This window comes from Archangium lansingense (assembly GCF_026626635.1).
In the GTDB taxonomy this organism is placed as follows: domain Bacteria; phylum Myxococcota; class Myxococcia; order Myxococcales; family Myxococcaceae; genus Archangium; species Archangium lansingense.
Genome location: NZ_JAPNKA010000001.1, coordinates 8330827 through 8347767, shown reverse-complemented (window position 1 = coordinate 8347767; position 16941 = coordinate 8330827). Strand labels below are relative to the sequence as shown.

Genomic DNA, 16941 nt, shown 5'->3' with positions numbered 1-16941 from the left:
CTAGGGAGTCAGGGGAAAAGGAGGGGATGGGGTTACTTGCCGCCGGGTTTGCGCAGCCGGGCCTGGGCGGCCTGCTGGCGCTTGCCCATGGCGGCCTTGCGCTTGTCGGCCTCATCCTTGAGCTTCTGCGCGGCGTTGGAGAGGGAGGACTCGTCCGGCTTGCGGCTGAGGAACTGCGCCAGGGCGCTGACGGTCGAGTACTTGAACATGTCCACGAGCGCGAGCTCGGTCTTCAGCTCCTCGCGCAGGCGGCGGTGCACCCGGGCGATGAGCATGGAGTTGCCGCCGAGCTCGAAGAAGTTGTCGTGGAGGCCGACGCGGTCGACCTTGAGGATCTCCTGCCAGATGGTGGCGATGTCGCGCTCGAGCGAGCTCTGGGGCGCGACGTAGGCGGCGGCCAGGGCGGGGCGCTCACCTTCGGGCACGGGCAGGGCCTTGGTGTCCACCTTGCCGTTGGGCGACAGCGGCAGCGAGGCCAGCGGCATGAACGCGGAGGGAATCATGTACGGCGGGAGCTGCTCCGCCAGCGCCGCGTGTAGATCGCTGCTCGTCAGCGCCGCGTTGGCGAGCACCACGTACGCCACCAGCCGCTTGTCGCCCGGCGAGTCCTCGCGCGCCATGACGAAGGCCTCGCGCACCTCGGGGTGCTGCTTGAGGGCCGCCTCGACCTCGCCCAGCTCGATGCGGAAGCCGCGGATCTTCACCTGGTCATCGACGCGGGCGAGGTACTCCAGCACGCCGTCGGGCAGCCAGCGGGCCATGTCGCCGGTGCGGTACAGACGCTCGTTGGGCTTGAACGGGTGGGGGATGAAGCGCTCGGAGGACAGCTCCGGGCGGCGCCAGTAGCCCCGCGCGAGTCCCACGCCGCCCACGTACAGCTCACCCGGGCAGCCCACGGGCAGCAGGTTGCGCTGGGCATCGAGCACGTACACGGACGTGTTGATGACGGGCTTGCCGATCGGGACCCAGGTGTGGCCTTGCAGGTCCTCGGCGCGGATGGGGTAGTAGGTCGAGCAGACGGTGGTCTCGGTGAGGCCGTAGCCGTTGACCACCTGGGTAGTGCCGACCAGGCGCTCCATGTCGGCGGCCACGAGGGCCTCGCCGCCGCTGAGCACGAGCCGCAGCGGGGGCAGCTCGTCCCTGCGAGCGTTGAGCCCGGCGAGCACGGCGGGCACGGTGCTGACGATGGAGATGGACTGCCGGGCGATCAGCTCGAAGAGCTTCTCCAGGTCGAGGATCTCATCCTCGGTGGGCAGCACGAGGGTGCCACCGGCGCACAGCAGCGGGAGGATCTCTCCCACGAAGCTGGCCGAGGAGAGCGAGGTGAGCGGGAGGATGCGGTCCTTCTCACCGGGCTGGTACGAGTCGATGAACGAGCGGACCAGGTTGGTGATGCCGGTGTGCTCCAGCATCACGCCCTTGGGCTGGCCGGTGGAGCCGGAGGTGTAGATGAGGCACGCGAGGTCGTTCGGCTGGAGGTGGGCCGAGGACGCCTCGGTGCCCGTGCTCCAGTCCATGTCGGTGTCCAGGCAGAGGACGCGGACCTCGCCGTCCTTCGAGGAGAGCTGCCCGAGCTGGCGGCGCAGCCAGGACTGGGTGAGCAGGACGGGGACCTGGGCGTCGTCGAGGATGTAGGCCAGACGCTCGGCGGGGTAGGCCGGGTCGAGCGGCACGTAAGCGGCGCCGGTCTGGAGGACGGCGAGCACGGAGACGATCGTCTCCAGCGAGCGCTCCAGGCAGAGGCCAACGATGGAGCCGGGGCCCACGCCCTCGGAGCGCAGCCACGAGGCGAGCCGTCCGGCGCGCTCCCGCAGCTCGCGGTAGGAGAGCCGCTCGTCCTTGAAGAGCACGGCGGTGGCGTCGGGGGTGCGCTCGGCCTGCGCGGCGAACATCGCGGGGACGTTCTGGTCCGCGGGCAGGGCCACGTGCGCGCCGTGCCACTCGACGAGGAGCTGTTGACGCTCGGCGTCGGTGAGCAGGGGCAGCTGGGCGAGCGGCTTGCGCGGATCCGCGACGATGCCGCCGAGCAGGGTGCGCAGGTGCCCGGCCATGCGAGCGATGGAGCCCGCCTCGAAGAGGTCGGTGTTGTACTCGAAGGAGGCGACCATGCCGCCGTCCGCCTCGCCGAGGGTCAGCGTCAGGTCGAACTGGGCGACGTGGTGCTCCAGCGTGAGGGACTCGAGCTTCAAGCCGGCGAGCTGCGCCTGGGCCCCTGCGATGTCCAGGGCGAAGGGCGTGAGGCCGCGCTCGTCGAGCTTGTAGGCCCGCTGGTAGGAGAACATCACCTGGAAGAGCGGCGAGCGGCTGGGATCACGCGCCGGCTGGATGCGCTCGACGAGGGTGTTGAAGGGGTAGTCCTGGTGCTCGAAGGCGTCCAGGGTCGTCTGCCGGGTGCGGGCGAGGAACGACTCGAAGGACTGCTCCGGCGAGGGCCGGGTGCGCAGGACGAGCGGATTGACGTAGTAGCCGGCGACGCGGGCGAGGTCGGCCTTGTTGCGGCCGGCGCTCACCACGCCGAGGGTGAAGTCCTGCTGGCCGGTGTAGCGGTGCAGGAGCACCTGGAAGGCGGACTGCAGCACCATGGCCAGCGTGGATCTCTGGGCCTGGGCGAGCGCCTTGAGCTTCTCCACGAGCGGAGCATCCAGCCGGGTGGTGTGGATGCGGCCGTTGAAGGTCTGGACGGGCGGGCGCGGGTGGTCCGTGGGCAGGTTGAGCACGGGCAGCTCACCGCCGAGCTGCTCGCGCCAGTACTTCTCGAGCGCCTGGCCCCGGGGACCGGTGAGCATCGCGGCCTGCTCGCGAGCGGAGTCGGCGCAGGTCGTCTCCAGGGCGGGCAGCTCGGCCTTCTTGCCCGCGCACTCGGCGGGATAGAGGACGTCGAGCTCCTCGGCCAGCACCGCCAGCGACCAGAAGTCGGTGACGATGTGGTGCATCGTGATGAGCAGCACGTGCTCCTGGGCCGAGCGGGTGAAGACGCGCACGCGCAGCAGCGGCCCGTGCTCCAGGTCGAAGGGTTTCTTCGCCTCGTCGGTGAGGCGCGCATCCAGCTCCGCCTGGCCGAGCGCCGCGGCGTCCACGGTCTCGAAGTCGAGCGCGAGCTGCGCGTGCACGTGCTGGACGGGACCCGTGGGGGTCATGGTGAACGTGGTGCGCAGCGCGGGGTGGCGAGCGACGAGCGTCTCGACGGAGCGCCGCAGGGCCGCCACGTCCAGCGCGGAGCGGACGCGCACGGCGACGGGCACGTGGTACGCGGAGCTCTCGGGCGCGAGCTGGTGCAGGAACCACAGGGCCTGCTGTCCGCCGGACAGAGGCGCGTCACCGTCGGCGCGAGGCTTCGGGGTCTCCTTCGCGGTGGCGGCCTGGGGCGCGGCCAGGTAGCCGAGGACGAGCTCCGTCAGCTTCGAGAGGGTGGGCCCCTGCATGACGTCGGAGAGCGGCATCTCGATGCCGAGGCTCGACTCGACGGTGCTCTTCAGGTCCACGGCCATCAGCGAGTCCATGCCGAAGGCGTAGAGCGGCTTGTTCGCATCGAGCTGGCTGGTGGGAACGCGCAGCACGTGGGAGGCCTGCTCCTGAATGTGCAGCAGCAGGAGCGAGTGGCGCACCTGGGGATCCTGCACGGCGGCCAGCGCCTTCTGGATGAAGCTCGGCTCACGCTTGGGGGCGGCGGCCTGCTCCTTCACCGCGGGAGGGGCGTCCAGGATGCTCTTGTGGACGATCTCCAGGCTGTCGGAGAGGAACTCCTTCTTGGTGGCGTGGCGCTGGATCTTCCCGCTGGACGTCTTGGGGATGCTGCCGGCCTGCAGCAGCAGCACACCGTGGGCCTGCAACTCATGCTGGTCCGCGATGGCCTGGCGGATGGTCTGCGCGAGGCCCTCCAGGTCGACGCTGCCGGACTCGACAGCCTTGCGGTCGATCTCATGGGCCACCACCAGGCGCTCCTCGCCCTGGACATCGATGGCGAACGCCGCGCCGCAGCCAGGCCGCAGGGACGGGTGGGTCCGCTCCACCGTCTGCTCGAGGTCCTGCGGGTAGTGGTTACGGCCGCGGATGATGATGAGGTCCTTGAGGCGCGCGGTGATGAACAGCTCTCCCTCGAGGAGGAAGCCGAGGTCTCCGGTGCGCAGGAAGCGAAGTCCATCCGTCGCGCCCTGGGGCACGCCGTGGAACGCGCGGGCGGTGGCCTCGGGCTGGCTCCAGTAACCCTGGGCCACGCTGGGGCCGGACACCCAGATCTCACCCACCTCACCCTCGGGGCACAGGGCGCCCGTATCGGGGTGGACGATGAGCATCTTCTGATCCGTGAGGCAGCGGCCGGAGCCCACCTGGGTCTGCGCGGTTGGCAGAGAGGTGGAGACAATCTCCGCGCGGCTCTTCTGGAGCGCCACCGTGTCGAAGGTGCGCTGGATGGGTACCTCCGCCTTATGGCCGCCGGTGACAATGAGCGTGGCCTCGGCGAGTCCGTAGCAGGGGTAGTAGGCCTGCTCACGGAAGCCGGCGGACTTGAAGGTCTCCGTGAAGCGCTTGAGCGTCTCGGGGCGGATCGGCTCGGCGCCGTTGAAGGCCAGGTCCCAGTGGCTCAGGTCCAGCGCCGCGAGCTCCTCGGGGGTGACCTTCCGCGTGCACAGATCGAAGGCGAAGTTGGGGCCGCCGCTGGTGGTGGCCTTGTACTTGGAGATGGCCTGTAGCCAGCGCAGGGGCTTCTTCAAGAAGTCCACGGGCGACAGGAGCGTGACGGGGAAGCCTCCGTAGAGCGGCTGGAGGATGCCGCCGATGAGGCCCATGTCGTGGTAGGGCGGCAGCCAGATGACACCCTGGCTCTTGCGCGAGTGCCCGAAGCACGCGTGGATGAGCTTCAGGTTGTGCAGCAGGTTGGAGTGCGTGAGCATCACGCCCTTGGGCGTGCTGGTGGAGCCCGAGGTGTACTGGAGGAAGGCCAGCGTGTCGGGGCGCGCGCCCGGGTCCTTCCACTGCTCGGCCACGGCGGCATCGAGCGTGTCCGTGGCCATCCACTGCAGCGACTTCAGCTCCGGGGCCTGCTCGAAGAGCATCTCGGCCATGCCGAGGATGAAGTCGGTGGTGAGCGCCACCGTGGCTTGTGCGTCGTTGCTGATGGCGAGCAGCCGGGGCAGGGTGCGGCCCAGCCGCATCGGGTCCGGCGGATAGATGGGGACGGCGGTGACGCCAGCGTAGAGACAGCCGAAGTAGCCCGCGATGTAGTCCAGTCCTGGCGGGTAGAGCAGCAGGGCGCGCTGACCCTGAGCTCCCATGCGCTGCAGCGAGGCCGCGATGGCGCGTGCCTTGCGGTCCAGCTCCGCGTACGAGAGGTGAGCCTCCTCGCTCTCGCCGTCGATCAGGAACGTGTAGCCACGGAAGTCGGGCTCACGCTGCGACCAGGTCCGCAGGAGCTCGACGAGCGTGTCGATGCGCACGTCTGGAAGGGCGGGGGATGCGCTGCTCATGGAGTCTCCTCGTCTTGCGCCATAGGGCGCCCATCGCGGCCGCTGGGAGGCCAGCGGCGCGTGGGGAAAGGTTCGGACTTCGAGTACGGGGCGACGTTAGAAGGTGGCTCCGACTTCCAGCACGCCCACCGAATAGTTGAGACCCAGTCCGGGCAGGTCCGAGCCAACGCCCAGGCCGAGCTCGAGAATGGAGAACTGCACCGACTGCACGTCGAATCGCACCGGGGCGAGCGTGAGGCCCACGGACACGGCGGGGCCCGGAATCCGGGCGGGGTGCTCGGGCGTCAGGAAGCTCAGGCGCTCACCGAAGAGGGTGTTCACCGTGAGCAGAGCCGCGGGGGACCACGTGCCGGGCCGCTGCACTCCGGCTCCCACGCGCAGGGCGCCCCCGTTGCCGAGCAGCGCCAGGTAGCTGAGATCGGCCTGGAGGATGAACAGGTCGTTCACGGTGTCCCGGACGCCGATACCCCCGCCAACGCCGCCGATCGTCCGGGCGCTGGACAGGTAGATCTGCGCGCCTGACGTCACGTAGGCGGAGAACCGGTGGCGCAGGGAAGAGGAGGACTCCTCGGCCCGGGCGGTGCCGGGGGGCGCCATGAGCGTGCCCAACGCCAGTGCGAGCGCTCCGGCCCGGGCCATCGAGTGATGAGAGGTCTTCATAGCGGTGTCGTCCTCGGCTTCATTCCATCCGCCCAGTAAGCAAGCGCGGTGGCGGCCAGGCGGATCGCCTGGGTCATGCGCACCTTGTCCAACGTGTCCGGCGTGTCCTTCTCCGTGTGGTAGTTGGGGTTGCGGAAGTTCGCGGTGTCGGTGAGGAACAGGGCCTTCTGATCGGCGAACCAGAAGGGCACGTGATCGCTGCGCGTCAGGGGCTCGCTCAGGGTGGAGGTGCCCCGGCCGCCCGCGATCATCGGGACCGTGCTCATGAGCTTCAGCTCGTTGCTGAGCGAGAAGAGGTCCGAGGCCTCACCGGCGGACTGGTCATTGGCGATGATGGCCAGGAAGTTCCCCTTGCTCGGCGAGGGCAGGCCGGGCAGCGACTGCTGCGAGCCTTCCTTGTCGGAGTAGAACCCGATGCAGTCGAAGACGAGTGCGGTCACCACGTTCTCATTCGGGTGCGCATTGACGTAGCGGTGGCTACCGATGATGCCGATCTCCTCGAGATCGAACCCGACGAAGCGGATGGTGCGATCGAATTGGTACTGCGACAGCACCCGGGCCAGCTCCACCACGGCCACCACGCCGCTGCTGTTGTCATCGGCACCCTGCCAGAAGGCGTCGAAGTGGGCGCCGACCAGGATGATCTCCTCGGGCTTCGAAGTGCCCCGGAGCTCCGCGACGATGTTGGTGTTGGGCACGTCGTTGTCGGTCGACGTCTCCATGCTCACCGGCAGACCGAACGACTCGAACTGGGCCTTCAGCCACTCTCCCGAGTTCTTGTTGGAGAGGTTGCACAGCTCGGGGAAGCTCTTGCCCGGAAACCCGGTGCAGTCGCGCGGCGTGTCCGTTCTGTGCTGCTCCGCCAGCGTGATGAGATCGTTCCAGACGCGCTCCTGGTCGATCTCCTCGGAGAGCGCCTGGAGGGCTGGCAGATCGGCGCCTTCGAGCTGGGTCGGGGCGCACGCGGAGGTGCCGAGCAGGCCGAGGCCCGTGGCGGCGAGGACGAGGGAGCGGCGAAACGCGAAAGTCATAGCTTCATCTCCAAGCGAGCCAGGCCGACCTGGAGCCGGACCACGGTGCCCAAGGGCGGGCCCACGGGGCCGAACTGCAGCTCGGGTCCACCCAGCACGAAGCGGCCGACATGGAAGCGCAGGGGCGCGGCGTGGATGGCGAAGTAGGCGGGGCCGTGCAGCTCAGCGTCCTTCTGGTTCTGCTCATGGGCCGTGGGCAGCCGCCGGTACGGCCAGAGCGGGGGGATCAGCGTCGTGCCCAGCTCGAGGCCTCCCGCGGGCTCCCAGATGCCCAGGCGCGTCCTCAGCTCCGCGCGGGCGAAGATCTCGAGCGGGAAGGCCGCGCCCACGGGCTCGGGGGGGAAGGGGACGGCGACCCGCAGCCCACCTCCGTAGTACAGGTTGCTCCTGAAGCCCTCGGTGCCCGCGGCACGCAGGTACGTCGCGTCCAGGGCATTGGTTGGCCAGGAGGGGATGTACCAGGACAGGGTGCGGAGGTTGGTGTATCCGACCGAGACAGCCTGGGAGATGGGCCTGGCCGGCTCGACGGGCTCGGCCATCACGGCTGAACCGAAGAGCAGCGCGCCCACGAGAATCGCTCTTGAGTGGTGTGCTTGCATTGGGGGGGGATGGCAGGCTTGCCTGTTTGCTGTGGGGCCAGCAGCCTGAATCAGACGGCGGGCCTCGCACAATGACATGTCAGGTAGTGGCCGGGAGCGTGGGCTCTCCCGTCCTCCGGCACTTCAGTGTTGCGCGGTAAGTCCCTGCTGACGGAGCGTGGCCAGGATGCGCTCCACGCTCTGCTCCACCGTCTCCGAGTCGGTGTAGACGGTGATCTCGGGTGATTCGGGAGGTTCGTAGGGGTCCGACACACCGGTGAAGTGGGGGATTTCTCCCGCCAGGGCCTTCTTGTAGAGACCTTTCACGTCACGGTGGACGAGCGCGTCCAGGCTGGCCTTCGCGTACACCTCGACGAAGGGGATGCCCGCCTCCGTGGCCAGCCGGCGGACCTCGTTGCGCGAGTCCCGGTAGGGGGAGATGGCCGCGGAGATGACGGCCACGCGGTGCCGGGCGAGCACCCGCGCCACGTAGCCGATGCGCCGGATGTTCTCCTCCCGATCAGGCTTGGTGAAGCCCAGGCCTCGCGACAGGAAGGTGCGGACCTCGTCCCCGTCGAGCACCTCGACGGAGTGCGCCCCCTCCAGCCGGCGGCGGAGTGCCGTGGAGAGCGTGCTCTTGCCCGCACCGGACATGCCGGTGAACCAGAGGATGAAACCCCGAGGCTGTACCGCGCCGGCCTCGGCTGGACGCGCTGCTGCTGAAGCTTGCTGACTCACGGATGGGCCCCCTGTGCCTCCGCCCGCCACTCAACTCGCGGGGCTGTTGATCATACCTGCGCCCACCGTGGCATTCGTCCCCTCGTCAATGAGGATGAAGCTGCCGGTGTGGCGATTGCGCCTGTACTCGTCGAAGAAGAGCGGCACGGTCGTGCGCAGCTTGACCCTGCCCACCTCGTTCAGCTTGAGGGACTTGCCCTGCTCGTCCCGGTGCAGCGTGTTGACGTCGATCCGGTACTGGACGTCCTTGATGAGGGCCCGGGCCGAGCGCGTGGTGTGCTTGATGGCCAGCTTCGCGCCTGCCTGCAGCGGCTGCTCCACCATCCAGCACACCATGGCGTCAATGTCCTGCGCGACGGTGGGCGGGTTGCCCGGCCGGCACAGCATGTCGCCGCGGCTGATGTCGAGCTCGTCCGTCAGCGAGATGTTGACGGACATGGGAGGGAAGGCCTCTTCCACGGGTTTGCCCGCGAGCTCGATGGCGCGGATGCGCGAGGTGAAGCCCGAGGGCAGCACCATCACCTCATCGCCCGGTCGCATCACGCCGCCCAGCAACTGTCCCGAGTACGCCCGGTAGTCGTGGAGCTTCTTGGAGATGGGCCGGGACACGTACTGCACCGGGAAGCGCACCTGGATGAGGTTGCGGTCCGAGGCGATGTGTACGTTCTCCAGGTGGTGCAGCAGCACGGGGCCCTGGTACCAGGGCATCTTCTCCGAGCGCGTCACCACGTTGTCGCCGTTGAGCGCCGAGATGGGGATGAAGGTGAGATCCGTCAGCTCCAGCTTCATGGAGAACTGGCGGAACTCCTGCTTGATGGCCTCGAAGATGGACTCGTCGTAGCCCACCAGGTCCATCTTGTTGACGCACAGCACCACGTGGGGCACGCGCAGCAGCGAGGCGATGAAGGCGTGGCGCCGCGTCTGCTCCAGCAGGCCCTTGCGCGCATCCACGAGGATGAGGGCAAGGTCCGCCGTGGAGGCGCCCGTCACCATGTTGCGCGTGTACTGAATGTGGCCCGGGGTGTCCGCGATGATGAACTTGCGCCTCGGCGTGGCGAAGTAGCGGTAGGCCACGTCGATGGTTATCCCCTGCTCCCGCTCGGCGCGCAGGCCGTCCATGAGGAGGGCGAGGTTGGTGTACTCGTCCCCGCGCGCCTTGCTGGTGCGCTCCACGGAGGTGAGCTGGTCCTCGAAGATGGACTTGGTGTCGAAGAGCAGCCGGCCAATGAGGGTGCTCTTGCCGTCGTCGACCGAGCCGGCGGTGGCGAATCTGAGCAGCTCCATTAGAAGTATCCCTCGCGCTTACGGTCTTCCATGGCCGTCTCGCTGAACTTGTCGTCGGCCCGGCTGGCGCCGCGCTCGGTGACTCGGGAGGCGGAGACCTCGGCGATGACGTCCTCCACCCGAGTAGCGGTGGACTCGACGCAGGCGGTGCACGTCATGTCGCCCACGGTGCGGAAGCGCACCTGGGCCGTCGTCGCCTGCTCCCCCGGCAGCAGCGGCAGGTAGGGCGAGCACGCCATCAGCATGCCGTCGCGGCGGAACACCTCGCGCCGGTGGCTGAAGTAGATGGAGGGCAGGGGAATCTGCTCCTGGGCGATGTATTGCCAGATGTCCATCTCGGTCCAGTTGGACAGGGGGAAGACGCGGATGTGCTCCCCTCGGCGGTGGCGGCCGTTGTAGAGGTTCCACAGCTCGGGACGCTGGTTCTTGGGGTCCCACTGGCCAAACTCGTCGCGGAAGGAGAAGACACGCTCCTTGGCGCGGGCCTTCTCCTCGTCGCGGCGGGCACCACCGAAGACGGCGTCGAACTGGTGCTTCTCGATGGCGTCCAGCAGCGGGGCCGTCTGCAGCCGGTTGCGCGAGGCGCGCGGGCCCTTCTCCTCCACCAGGCGGCCCGAGTCGATGAACTCCTGCACGGAGGCCACCAGCAGGCGCGCGCCCAGGGCGGCTGCTCGCTCATCCCGGTACGTGAGCACCTCGGGGAAGTTGTGCCCCGTGTCCACGTGCATCAGCGGGAAGGGCAGGGGCGCGGGGGCGAAGGCCTTCTCCGCCAGCCACAGCATCACCGCGGAATCCTTGCCACCTGAGAAAAGGAGAACGGGCCGCGAGAATTCGGCCACCACTTCTCGAATAATGAAAATGGATTCTGCTTCCAGCGCCTGCAGGTGCGACAGCTCGTGACTCATCCCGTCACAGCATCGCCCGGGCGAGCCCGGCATGTCCATACTTCAACGGATAATTTGGGAAATCCTGCAATCCAGTGCCCGCTGGGGGTCTCGATGCTGGATGGGCTGGAGGAGGAAGTACCGGGCGCCGTTCCCTGTGACGGCGCTCATCGGTGGGGCCGAGCGGAGCTCGGGTGGGACACCGGCTGGGTGCTTCATTCCGGAGACGTACGGTCCAGGGCTCCGGGCGGCGCAGTCGGCACGCCGCGTCACTTCACACTTCAGGCACTTCAGGAGGCTCGAGGCAGCTTTCGGCGGCCTATTCCATCCTCCGCGTCGTCCGACTCGTAATAGAGGGTTGCCCCTCCCTCGTCGTAGACGACCAGCACGCGCTCACTCTGGTCCAGCAGGCCCGTGGCGGCTGCTGCCGCCTTGCGGACCAGGGTTTCAGTCCGCGCGGGACTCTTCTTCGTGTTGCCTGTACGCGTTGACGCACTGGGCATGTGGGAAACGACTCCTTGGAACCCTCACGTACAGGAGGGGGGTAACGTGCTATAGCCAACGTAAACCTTCGTTGACAAGCGCTTGACAAGCCCTGGCCGGACACGAGGTAAGGGAGCGTCATGAATCGGAGCTTCGTCCCCTGCCTTTTGTTCACTCTGTGTCTGGCCTCGGCCGCCATGGCGCAGACGCCCCGGCCTCGTGGGCCGGTGGCCTCGCCCACGCCTCCCTGGCTGCCCCGAGCTGCCTTCGTGGGCACCACCATCCGTGAAGGGGCCATCCTCCCCCAGGCGCGTCTGCAATGGCAGGTGGTGTTCTTCCAGGGCCGCTCTGACACCCTGGGCATCCTGATTGAGCCCCTCGCCTCTTTCGCGCTCGTCAAGCCGGACACCATCGTGGAGGGGGACGACGTGGACATGACGTCGCTCCAGCTCTACTCGCTGCTGTTCTCCGTGGGCTACACCAGCCGGCGGCGGACGCCCGGCCTGGAGTGGGGCTTCCAGGTCGGCACCGGCCCCGCATGGCTCCACGCCCGCTTCAGCAATGGCTCCAAGGACGAGGAGTCCTACTGGGGGGGGCTGTTGGATGGCCGTGCGCGGCTCGGCTACCGCTTTGGCGCCGTTTCCCTCGGTCTGGCGGTGGGATATAGTGATCCCTACAACTACAGACGCTCGAGCCTGGCGCGGTCCTACATTGGCGGACTGCAACTGGGAATCTATGCGGACTGGCGCTAGGGGCCTCTGGACCCAGACCCCCCGGGTGGGGTGAAGTGTGTAGCGAAATGGTCGAGCTTCTCAGCCTCCACATCGGCCGCTTTCAGCGAGAGAGGGCGGACTATGAGCGCACGCTGCCAGCGGCGGTGCTCGTGTTCTCGCCCGCGCCAGCTCTGGTGGGTGCGCCCGAGGGAGACGACGATGAGACGCACCACCATTTCCGGACGCTCACCAACGTGTCCACACCGATGCTGGGGGTGGGCGAGCCCATCGTTTTCCCAGTTGTAAAGAATCAAGAGAACGCGTTCGGCCGGGGAATCACGGTGGGGCGGACGGGCAACAACGACGTGGTGCTCGACGACGGCACGGTGTCGCGCTTTCACGCCTGGTTCCAGCGCGAGACGGATGGCCGCTTCATCCTCACGGATGCGGGCTCGAAGAACGGCTCGTTCGTGGGCGGGGTGCGGTTGACCCCCCGGAGGCCGTCGCCCATCACGGATGGGATCCGCCTGCGCTTTGGCCAGGTGGAGGTCACCTTCTATCTGGCGAGCGGTTTTACGAAGGTGCTCTCGCGGCGGTTGGGACCGTGAGCTTGTCAGCCCTTTCACGGGCTTCATATCGTGTGACTCACCCCTTTCGGGGGAACAGGGAGCGTTCGCGGTGCCATTGATGACAGAGGCGTTCGGCCTGACCGACGTAGGCCGGAAGCGGCAGCACAATGAAGATTCGATGCTCGTGGACGCCTCGCTCGGCCTGTTCATCGTGGCCGATGGCATGGGAGGCCATGCGGCCGGCGAGGTGGCCAGCATGCGAGCCACCGAGGTGGTCCGCCAGCACATGGTGTCCAACCGGCACCTCCTCAAGGATCTGAGCACCAACACGAGCCAGGACGCGCGCAACGCGGCCCAGGCCCTGATGGAGGTGGCCATCCAGCGCGCGTGCGCGGACATCTTCCGCATGGCCCTGGCGGACCCCACCAAGCGCGGTATGGGCACCACCTTCGTGTGCCTCGCCGTGAGCGGCAACAAGGGTGTGATTGGCCATGTGGGTGACTCGCGCATCTACCTGGTGCGTCATGGCCAGTGCCACCGGCTCACCGAGGATCACACCCTGGTGGCCGCCCAGCTCAAGGCCGGCACCATCACCAAGGAGCAGGCCGCCACCTCGCAGTACCGCAACGTCATTACCCGCGCGGTGGGTATCCAGGAGTCCGTCCAGGTTGACACCCTCATTGTCGATCTGTTCCCGGGCGACCTGTTCCTGCTGTGCTCGGACGGTCTGCACGGCTACCTGGACGACGACGAGGTGCTGCCGCTGGTGCAGGGCTCGCAGCCGTCGGATCTGCCCAAGCGGTTCGTGGACCTGGCCAACGAGCGCGGCGGCAAGGACAACATCACCGCGGTGGTGGTGAAGGTCTCCGGCGAAGGCACCATGGAGGCGGAGACCTCCGAGGCGCAGAGCCGCATGGAGGCGCTGCGCAAGATTCCGCTCTTCCGCCACCTCACCTACAAGGAGCAGACGGCGGTGCTGTCCATCGCCACCACGCGCACCTTCCCGGCCGGGAGGGAGATTGTGGTGGAGGGCCAGCCGGGCGAGGAGCTCTTCGTGGTCATCCGCGGCCGGGTGGTCATCGAGAAGAGCGGGGTGGAGATCGCCGAGCTGCGGCCCGGTGGGCACTTCGGAGAGATGGGGCTCATCGACAACGCCCCCCGCTCGGCCACCGTGCGGGCGGTCGAGCCCACGCGCACCATGGTCATCTCGCGCTCGGATCTGATGGGACTCATGAAGCGCGAGTCCATCCTGGCGGTGAAGATGCTGTGGAGCTTCGTCCAGGTGCTGTCGGACCGGCTGCGGGCCACCAACTCGGAGCTGAGCGAGGCGAGGCAGGAGCTGGCCGTGGCGCAGGCCATCCAGCCGTTCGCCGAGGAGTGAGCACCCGGCGGGTGGAGGACGTCGGAAGGGCGACTCGGCCGGAATGAACGGCCGAGAATGTCGGTTGGCAGGCCGGCTGCGGGGGTAACGTCCCGCACCGTCCCATGCGCAAATGGTTCGTTATAGGGGCGGCAGCCGCCCTGGTCATCGTGGCGGTGGCGGTGTTGTGGCCTCGGGGTACGCCACCTCCGCCGCCGGTGTCCGCCGTGGATTCGTCCGCGGCGCGTGTGTTGCCCGACTTCGAAGCGGTGGAGGTGTCCTCCGGGGACTCGGAGGGCCTCACCCTGACGGGGCGGGTGCTGGACTCCTCCGGCAAGCCCGTGGCGGGCGCGGACGTGTCCTTGTCCGCGAGCGCACAGAAGACGCTCAACTCGGTGCGCTGTGACGAGTGTGGACAGGCGCTGTTGGCCTGTCCGGCCCGGGAGAGCGGACCGCACGCGCTGGCCTTCTTCGAGCAGGCGCGAGGTTTCCTGCAGCCAAAGGCCACCGCGCGCACGGACGCGCAGGGGCGTTTCCGTTTCGAGCGCCTGGCGGGGGTGTCTTTCTCCGTGTGGGCTCGGGCTCCGGGCTTCGGCGCGGCCATGCGCGAGCGCGCGGCCCCGGGAGAGCCGGTGGACCTGTACCTGCCTCCGCTGCGGAGCATCGGCGGGCAAGTGGTGGATGGGGCGGGCCAGGGGCTCGCGGGCGCGCGTGTGTATGCGGTGTCGCGCAAGGTGCCGCTGCCGTCCGAGACAGTGGCGGGGCCGAATGGAACCTTCACTCTGTCCGGACTGGGCGAGGGGCCTTTCTACGTGCTGGCCACCGCGGACGGCTTCCTTCCGGCGGTGGAGCCCCTGGTGGAGGCGGGCCCTCAGCCGGTGAGGTTGAGGCTGGAGGCCTCGCGGACGCTGGAGGTGCGCGTCACCCATCAGGGGACGCCCGTGACGGCCACGGTGCGGCTGAAGGCGGACCACCTGGCGCGGGAGGCGCGTGCCGAGGGCGGGGTGGCGCGCTTCGAGGGGCTGTACCCGGATGAGCTGGTGGTGACGGCCGAGGCCGGGAAGCTGGGTGCGATTCCCCGGACGCTCACGTTGAGCGAGCAGCTCACGCAGGTGACGCTCGAGTTGGAGGAGGCGGGGACGCTGCTCGTCACGGTGGTGGACGAGTCCGGACAACCGGTGCCTTCGCCGGAGCTGGTGTTGCGCACCTCTCGAGGCACGGCCATCCAGTCGCAGAAGCCGTCCACGGGAGCGCTGGTGCAGTTTGGTCCGCTGGCCGTGGGGGACTACGTGCTGGAGGGTCGTGCTCGGGGCTACCGGGAAGCGCAATTGCCGGCGCGGGTGAAGCAAGGCGAGACGTCGCTGGAGCTGGAGCTGGCCCAGGCCACGCTGATTACCGGGCAGGTGTTGGACCCGTACGGCCGGCCGGCGCCCAACGTGTCGGTGCTGGTGCAGCCCACGGGCGACTCGGTGACGGCGGACGGGGAGGGCAACTTCGCTGCGGCGGTGCCTACGCCGGGCCTGTACGAGCTGCACGCGCACCACTCCGAATGGGGCGGTGGGCAGGTGAAGGCGACGGCTCCGGCCGAAGGGGTGAAGCTGGAGCTGGAGCCCCGGGCGGCGCTGGAGGTGACGGTGATGGGGGAGGGGCGCCGGCTGGAGGGCGCCGACGTGGTGTTGTGGGTGGACAACGAGAACGTCTTCCGCAGTGACACCTCCTCGGGGCCGGACGGGATGGTGCCCATGCGCGGGCTGCCGCCGGGGACGTACTCGTTGGTGGCCACGCACCGGGACTACCTGCCCTCGGAGCGGCAGAAGGTGGAGGTGGTGGACGGGCAGACGCAGCGGGTGACGGTGACGCTCGAGCCGGGAGCGGTGCTCCAGGGCGAGGTGGTGGATACGCGGGGCGCGCCGGTGGCGGAGGCCTCGGTGTCGGTGCTGCCGCGCATGGCCGAGCCGGTGGTGACGGACGCACAGGGGCACTTCGAGGTGCGCGCGCTGAAGCCCGGGCGTCCCTACCTCGTGGAGGCGCGGCACTCGAGGTACGACCAGCGCGAGCGTGTGCAGGGCTCGGCCGGGGGCGAGCGGGTGCAGGTGGTGATGGAGGAGCGCGGGATGTTCAGCGGGCGAGTGGTGGCCTCGGACGGCGAGCCGGTGCGGCGCTTCCGGCTGGACGAGCACGACGTGGCAAGTGGGGATGGGCGTTTCGAAGTGCCGCTGCAGACGGCGGGAGATCGCGTCATCGTGTCGGTGGAGGCGCCGGGCTTCGAACCGTTGATGGTGGACAGGCCGGTGCAGCCGCGCGACCTGGGTGAGCTGGTGCTGGAGCGAGCGCCGTCGGTGACGGGGCTGGTGCGGGACGAGGGTGGAGGGCCGGTGGCGGACGCGGTGGTGGGGTGCGATGCGTGTGAGGACTCGGTGATGACGGGGCCGGACGGACGCTTCACGCTGCCGAGCCCGCCCTTCGTGGCGAAGTTCACCGTGACGGCGCGCAAGGGGCGGCTGAGTGCCTCGGCGGCGGCCTCGCGCGAGGGACAGCGGACGGTGGAGCTGGTGTTGAAGCCAGCCACGAAGCTGTATGGGACGGTGTACGGAGCAGACGGCAGGCCAGCGGCGGGCTTCCAGTTGGAGGGAGTCCACGCGGACCGGGGCGAGCCGGTGAGCATCGTCACGGGGCCGGATGGGCGCTACAGCGTGGACGTTGCGCCAGGCCACTACCGCTTCGCACTGGGCGTGGCGCGCGAGTTCTCCGGAGAGCCGGCGCTGCTGGTGCAGGTGGAGGGAGGGGAGAAGCGCTTGGACATCGGACCGGCACCGGGATCGGCTGCGGTGACGGTGCAGCTCAAGCCTCAGCGGGGCAAGGCGCTGTGGGTGCTCGCCGGGGACGTGGGCGCCGTCACCAACCCGCCGACGGCGCTGATGCGGGTGGGCTACGGGCAGTTGCTCTACCAGCCGGGAGGAGAGCGGATAACGCTGCAGGGCTTCCCGCCGGGGCGCTACACGCTGATCTGGACGAACTTCCACACGGATATGGAGGAAGGCCCGGTGGTGCGCACGGTGCAGCTACCGACCTCGGGAGACATCATCCTCGACCCGTGAGGCGAGCCACCCCCCGCGTGCACACCCGCATACACTCCCTCTCCCCTCGGGAGAGGGTCGGGGTGAGGGTATCGAGGAACC

General features: G+C 68.6%; 12 protein-coding genes. 4 read left to right on the top strand and 8 right to left on the bottom strand.

Features of this window, described 5'->3' with window-relative positions:
- Positions 1 to 32: 32 nt before the first annotated feature.
- From OV287_RS33320 to OV287_RS33285, 8 genes are all read right to left on the bottom strand, one after another.
- Positions 33 to 5462: a non-ribosomal peptide synthetase gene (locus OV287_RS33320; RefSeq protein WP_267538078.1), complete on the bottom strand. Its 5430-nt coding sequence runs from the start codon at positions 5460 to 5462 to the stop codon at positions 33 to 35.
- 96 nt (positions 5463 to 5558) lie between these two features.
- Complete coding sequence (locus OV287_RS33315) at positions 5559 to 6122, bottom strand: hypothetical protein (protein ID WP_267538077.1); 564 nt, start codon at positions 6120 to 6122, stop codon at positions 5559 to 5561.
- Complete coding sequence (locus OV287_RS33310) at positions 6119 to 7153, bottom strand: M28 family peptidase (protein ID WP_267538076.1); 1035 nt, start codon at positions 7151 to 7153, stop codon at positions 6119 to 6121. Before OV287_RS33310 ends, OV287_RS33315 begins: the two co-directional genes overlap by 4 nt.
- The gene (locus OV287_RS33305; RefSeq protein WP_267538075.1) at positions 7150 to 7722 is read right to left on the bottom strand and encodes a hypothetical protein; all 573 of its coding nucleotides are present in this window, start codon (positions 7720 to 7722) and stop codon (positions 7150 to 7152) included. The genes OV287_RS33310 and OV287_RS33305 overlap by 4 nt, the downstream gene beginning before the upstream one ends.
- 153 nt (positions 7723 to 7875) lie before the next feature.
- Positions 7876 to 8469 carry an adenylyl-sulfate kinase gene (cysC, locus tag OV287_RS33300; RefSeq protein WP_267538074.1) on the bottom strand — a complete coding sequence of 198 codons (594 nt, stop codon included), beginning with the start codon at positions 8467 to 8469 and terminating at the stop codon, positions 7876 to 7878.
- 30 nt (positions 8470 to 8499) lie between these two features.
- Complete coding sequence (locus OV287_RS33295; protein WP_267538073.1) at positions 8500 to 9753, bottom strand: sulfate adenylyltransferase subunit 1; 1254 nt, start codon at positions 9751 to 9753, stop codon at positions 8500 to 8502.
- The gene (gene cysD / locus OV287_RS33290) at positions 9753 to 10691 is read right to left on the bottom strand and encodes a sulfate adenylyltransferase subunit CysD (RefSeq protein ID WP_267538072.1); all 939 of its coding nucleotides are present in this window, start codon (positions 10689 to 10691) and stop codon (positions 9753 to 9755) included. Before cysD ends, OV287_RS33295 begins: the two co-directional genes overlap by 1 nt.
- A 236-nt stretch (positions 10692 to 10927) precedes the next feature.
- The gene (locus tag OV287_RS33285; RefSeq protein WP_267538071.1) at positions 10928 to 11140 is read right to left on the bottom strand and encodes a hypothetical protein; all 213 of its coding nucleotides are present in this window, start codon (positions 11138 to 11140) and stop codon (positions 10928 to 10930) included.
- Positions 11141 to 11260: 120 nt separating this feature from the next.
- Between OV287_RS33285 and OV287_RS33280 the strand changes: the two genes are divergently transcribed.
- The 4 genes from OV287_RS33280 to OV287_RS33265 all read left to right on the top strand — a co-directional run bounded on the left by OV287_RS33280 (position 11261) and on the right by OV287_RS33265 (position 16860).
- Positions 11261 to 11872: a hypothetical protein gene (locus OV287_RS33280; RefSeq protein WP_267538070.1), complete on the top strand. Its 612-nt coding sequence runs from the start codon at positions 11261 to 11263 to the stop codon at positions 11870 to 11872.
- A 47-nt stretch (positions 11873 to 11919) separates the two neighbouring features.
- Entirely contained in the window at positions 11920 to 12441 is a 522-nt protein-coding gene (locus OV287_RS33275; RefSeq protein WP_267538069.1) for an FHA domain-containing protein, read from the top strand.
- 79 nt (positions 12442 to 12520) lie between these two features.
- Complete coding sequence (locus OV287_RS33270) at positions 12521 to 13783, top strand: Stp1/IreP family PP2C-type Ser/Thr phosphatase (RefSeq protein WP_267542454.1); 1263 nt, start codon at positions 12521 to 12523, stop codon at positions 13781 to 13783.
- Between the two features lie 104 nt (positions 13784 to 13887).
- Positions 13888 to 16860 (top strand): carboxypeptidase regulatory-like domain-containing protein, encoded by a 2973-nt coding sequence (locus tag OV287_RS33265; RefSeq protein WP_267538068.1) that lies wholly within the window; start codon positions 13888 to 13890, stop codon positions 16858 to 16860.
- The last annotated feature ends 81 nt before the right edge of the window (positions 16861 to 16941 follow it).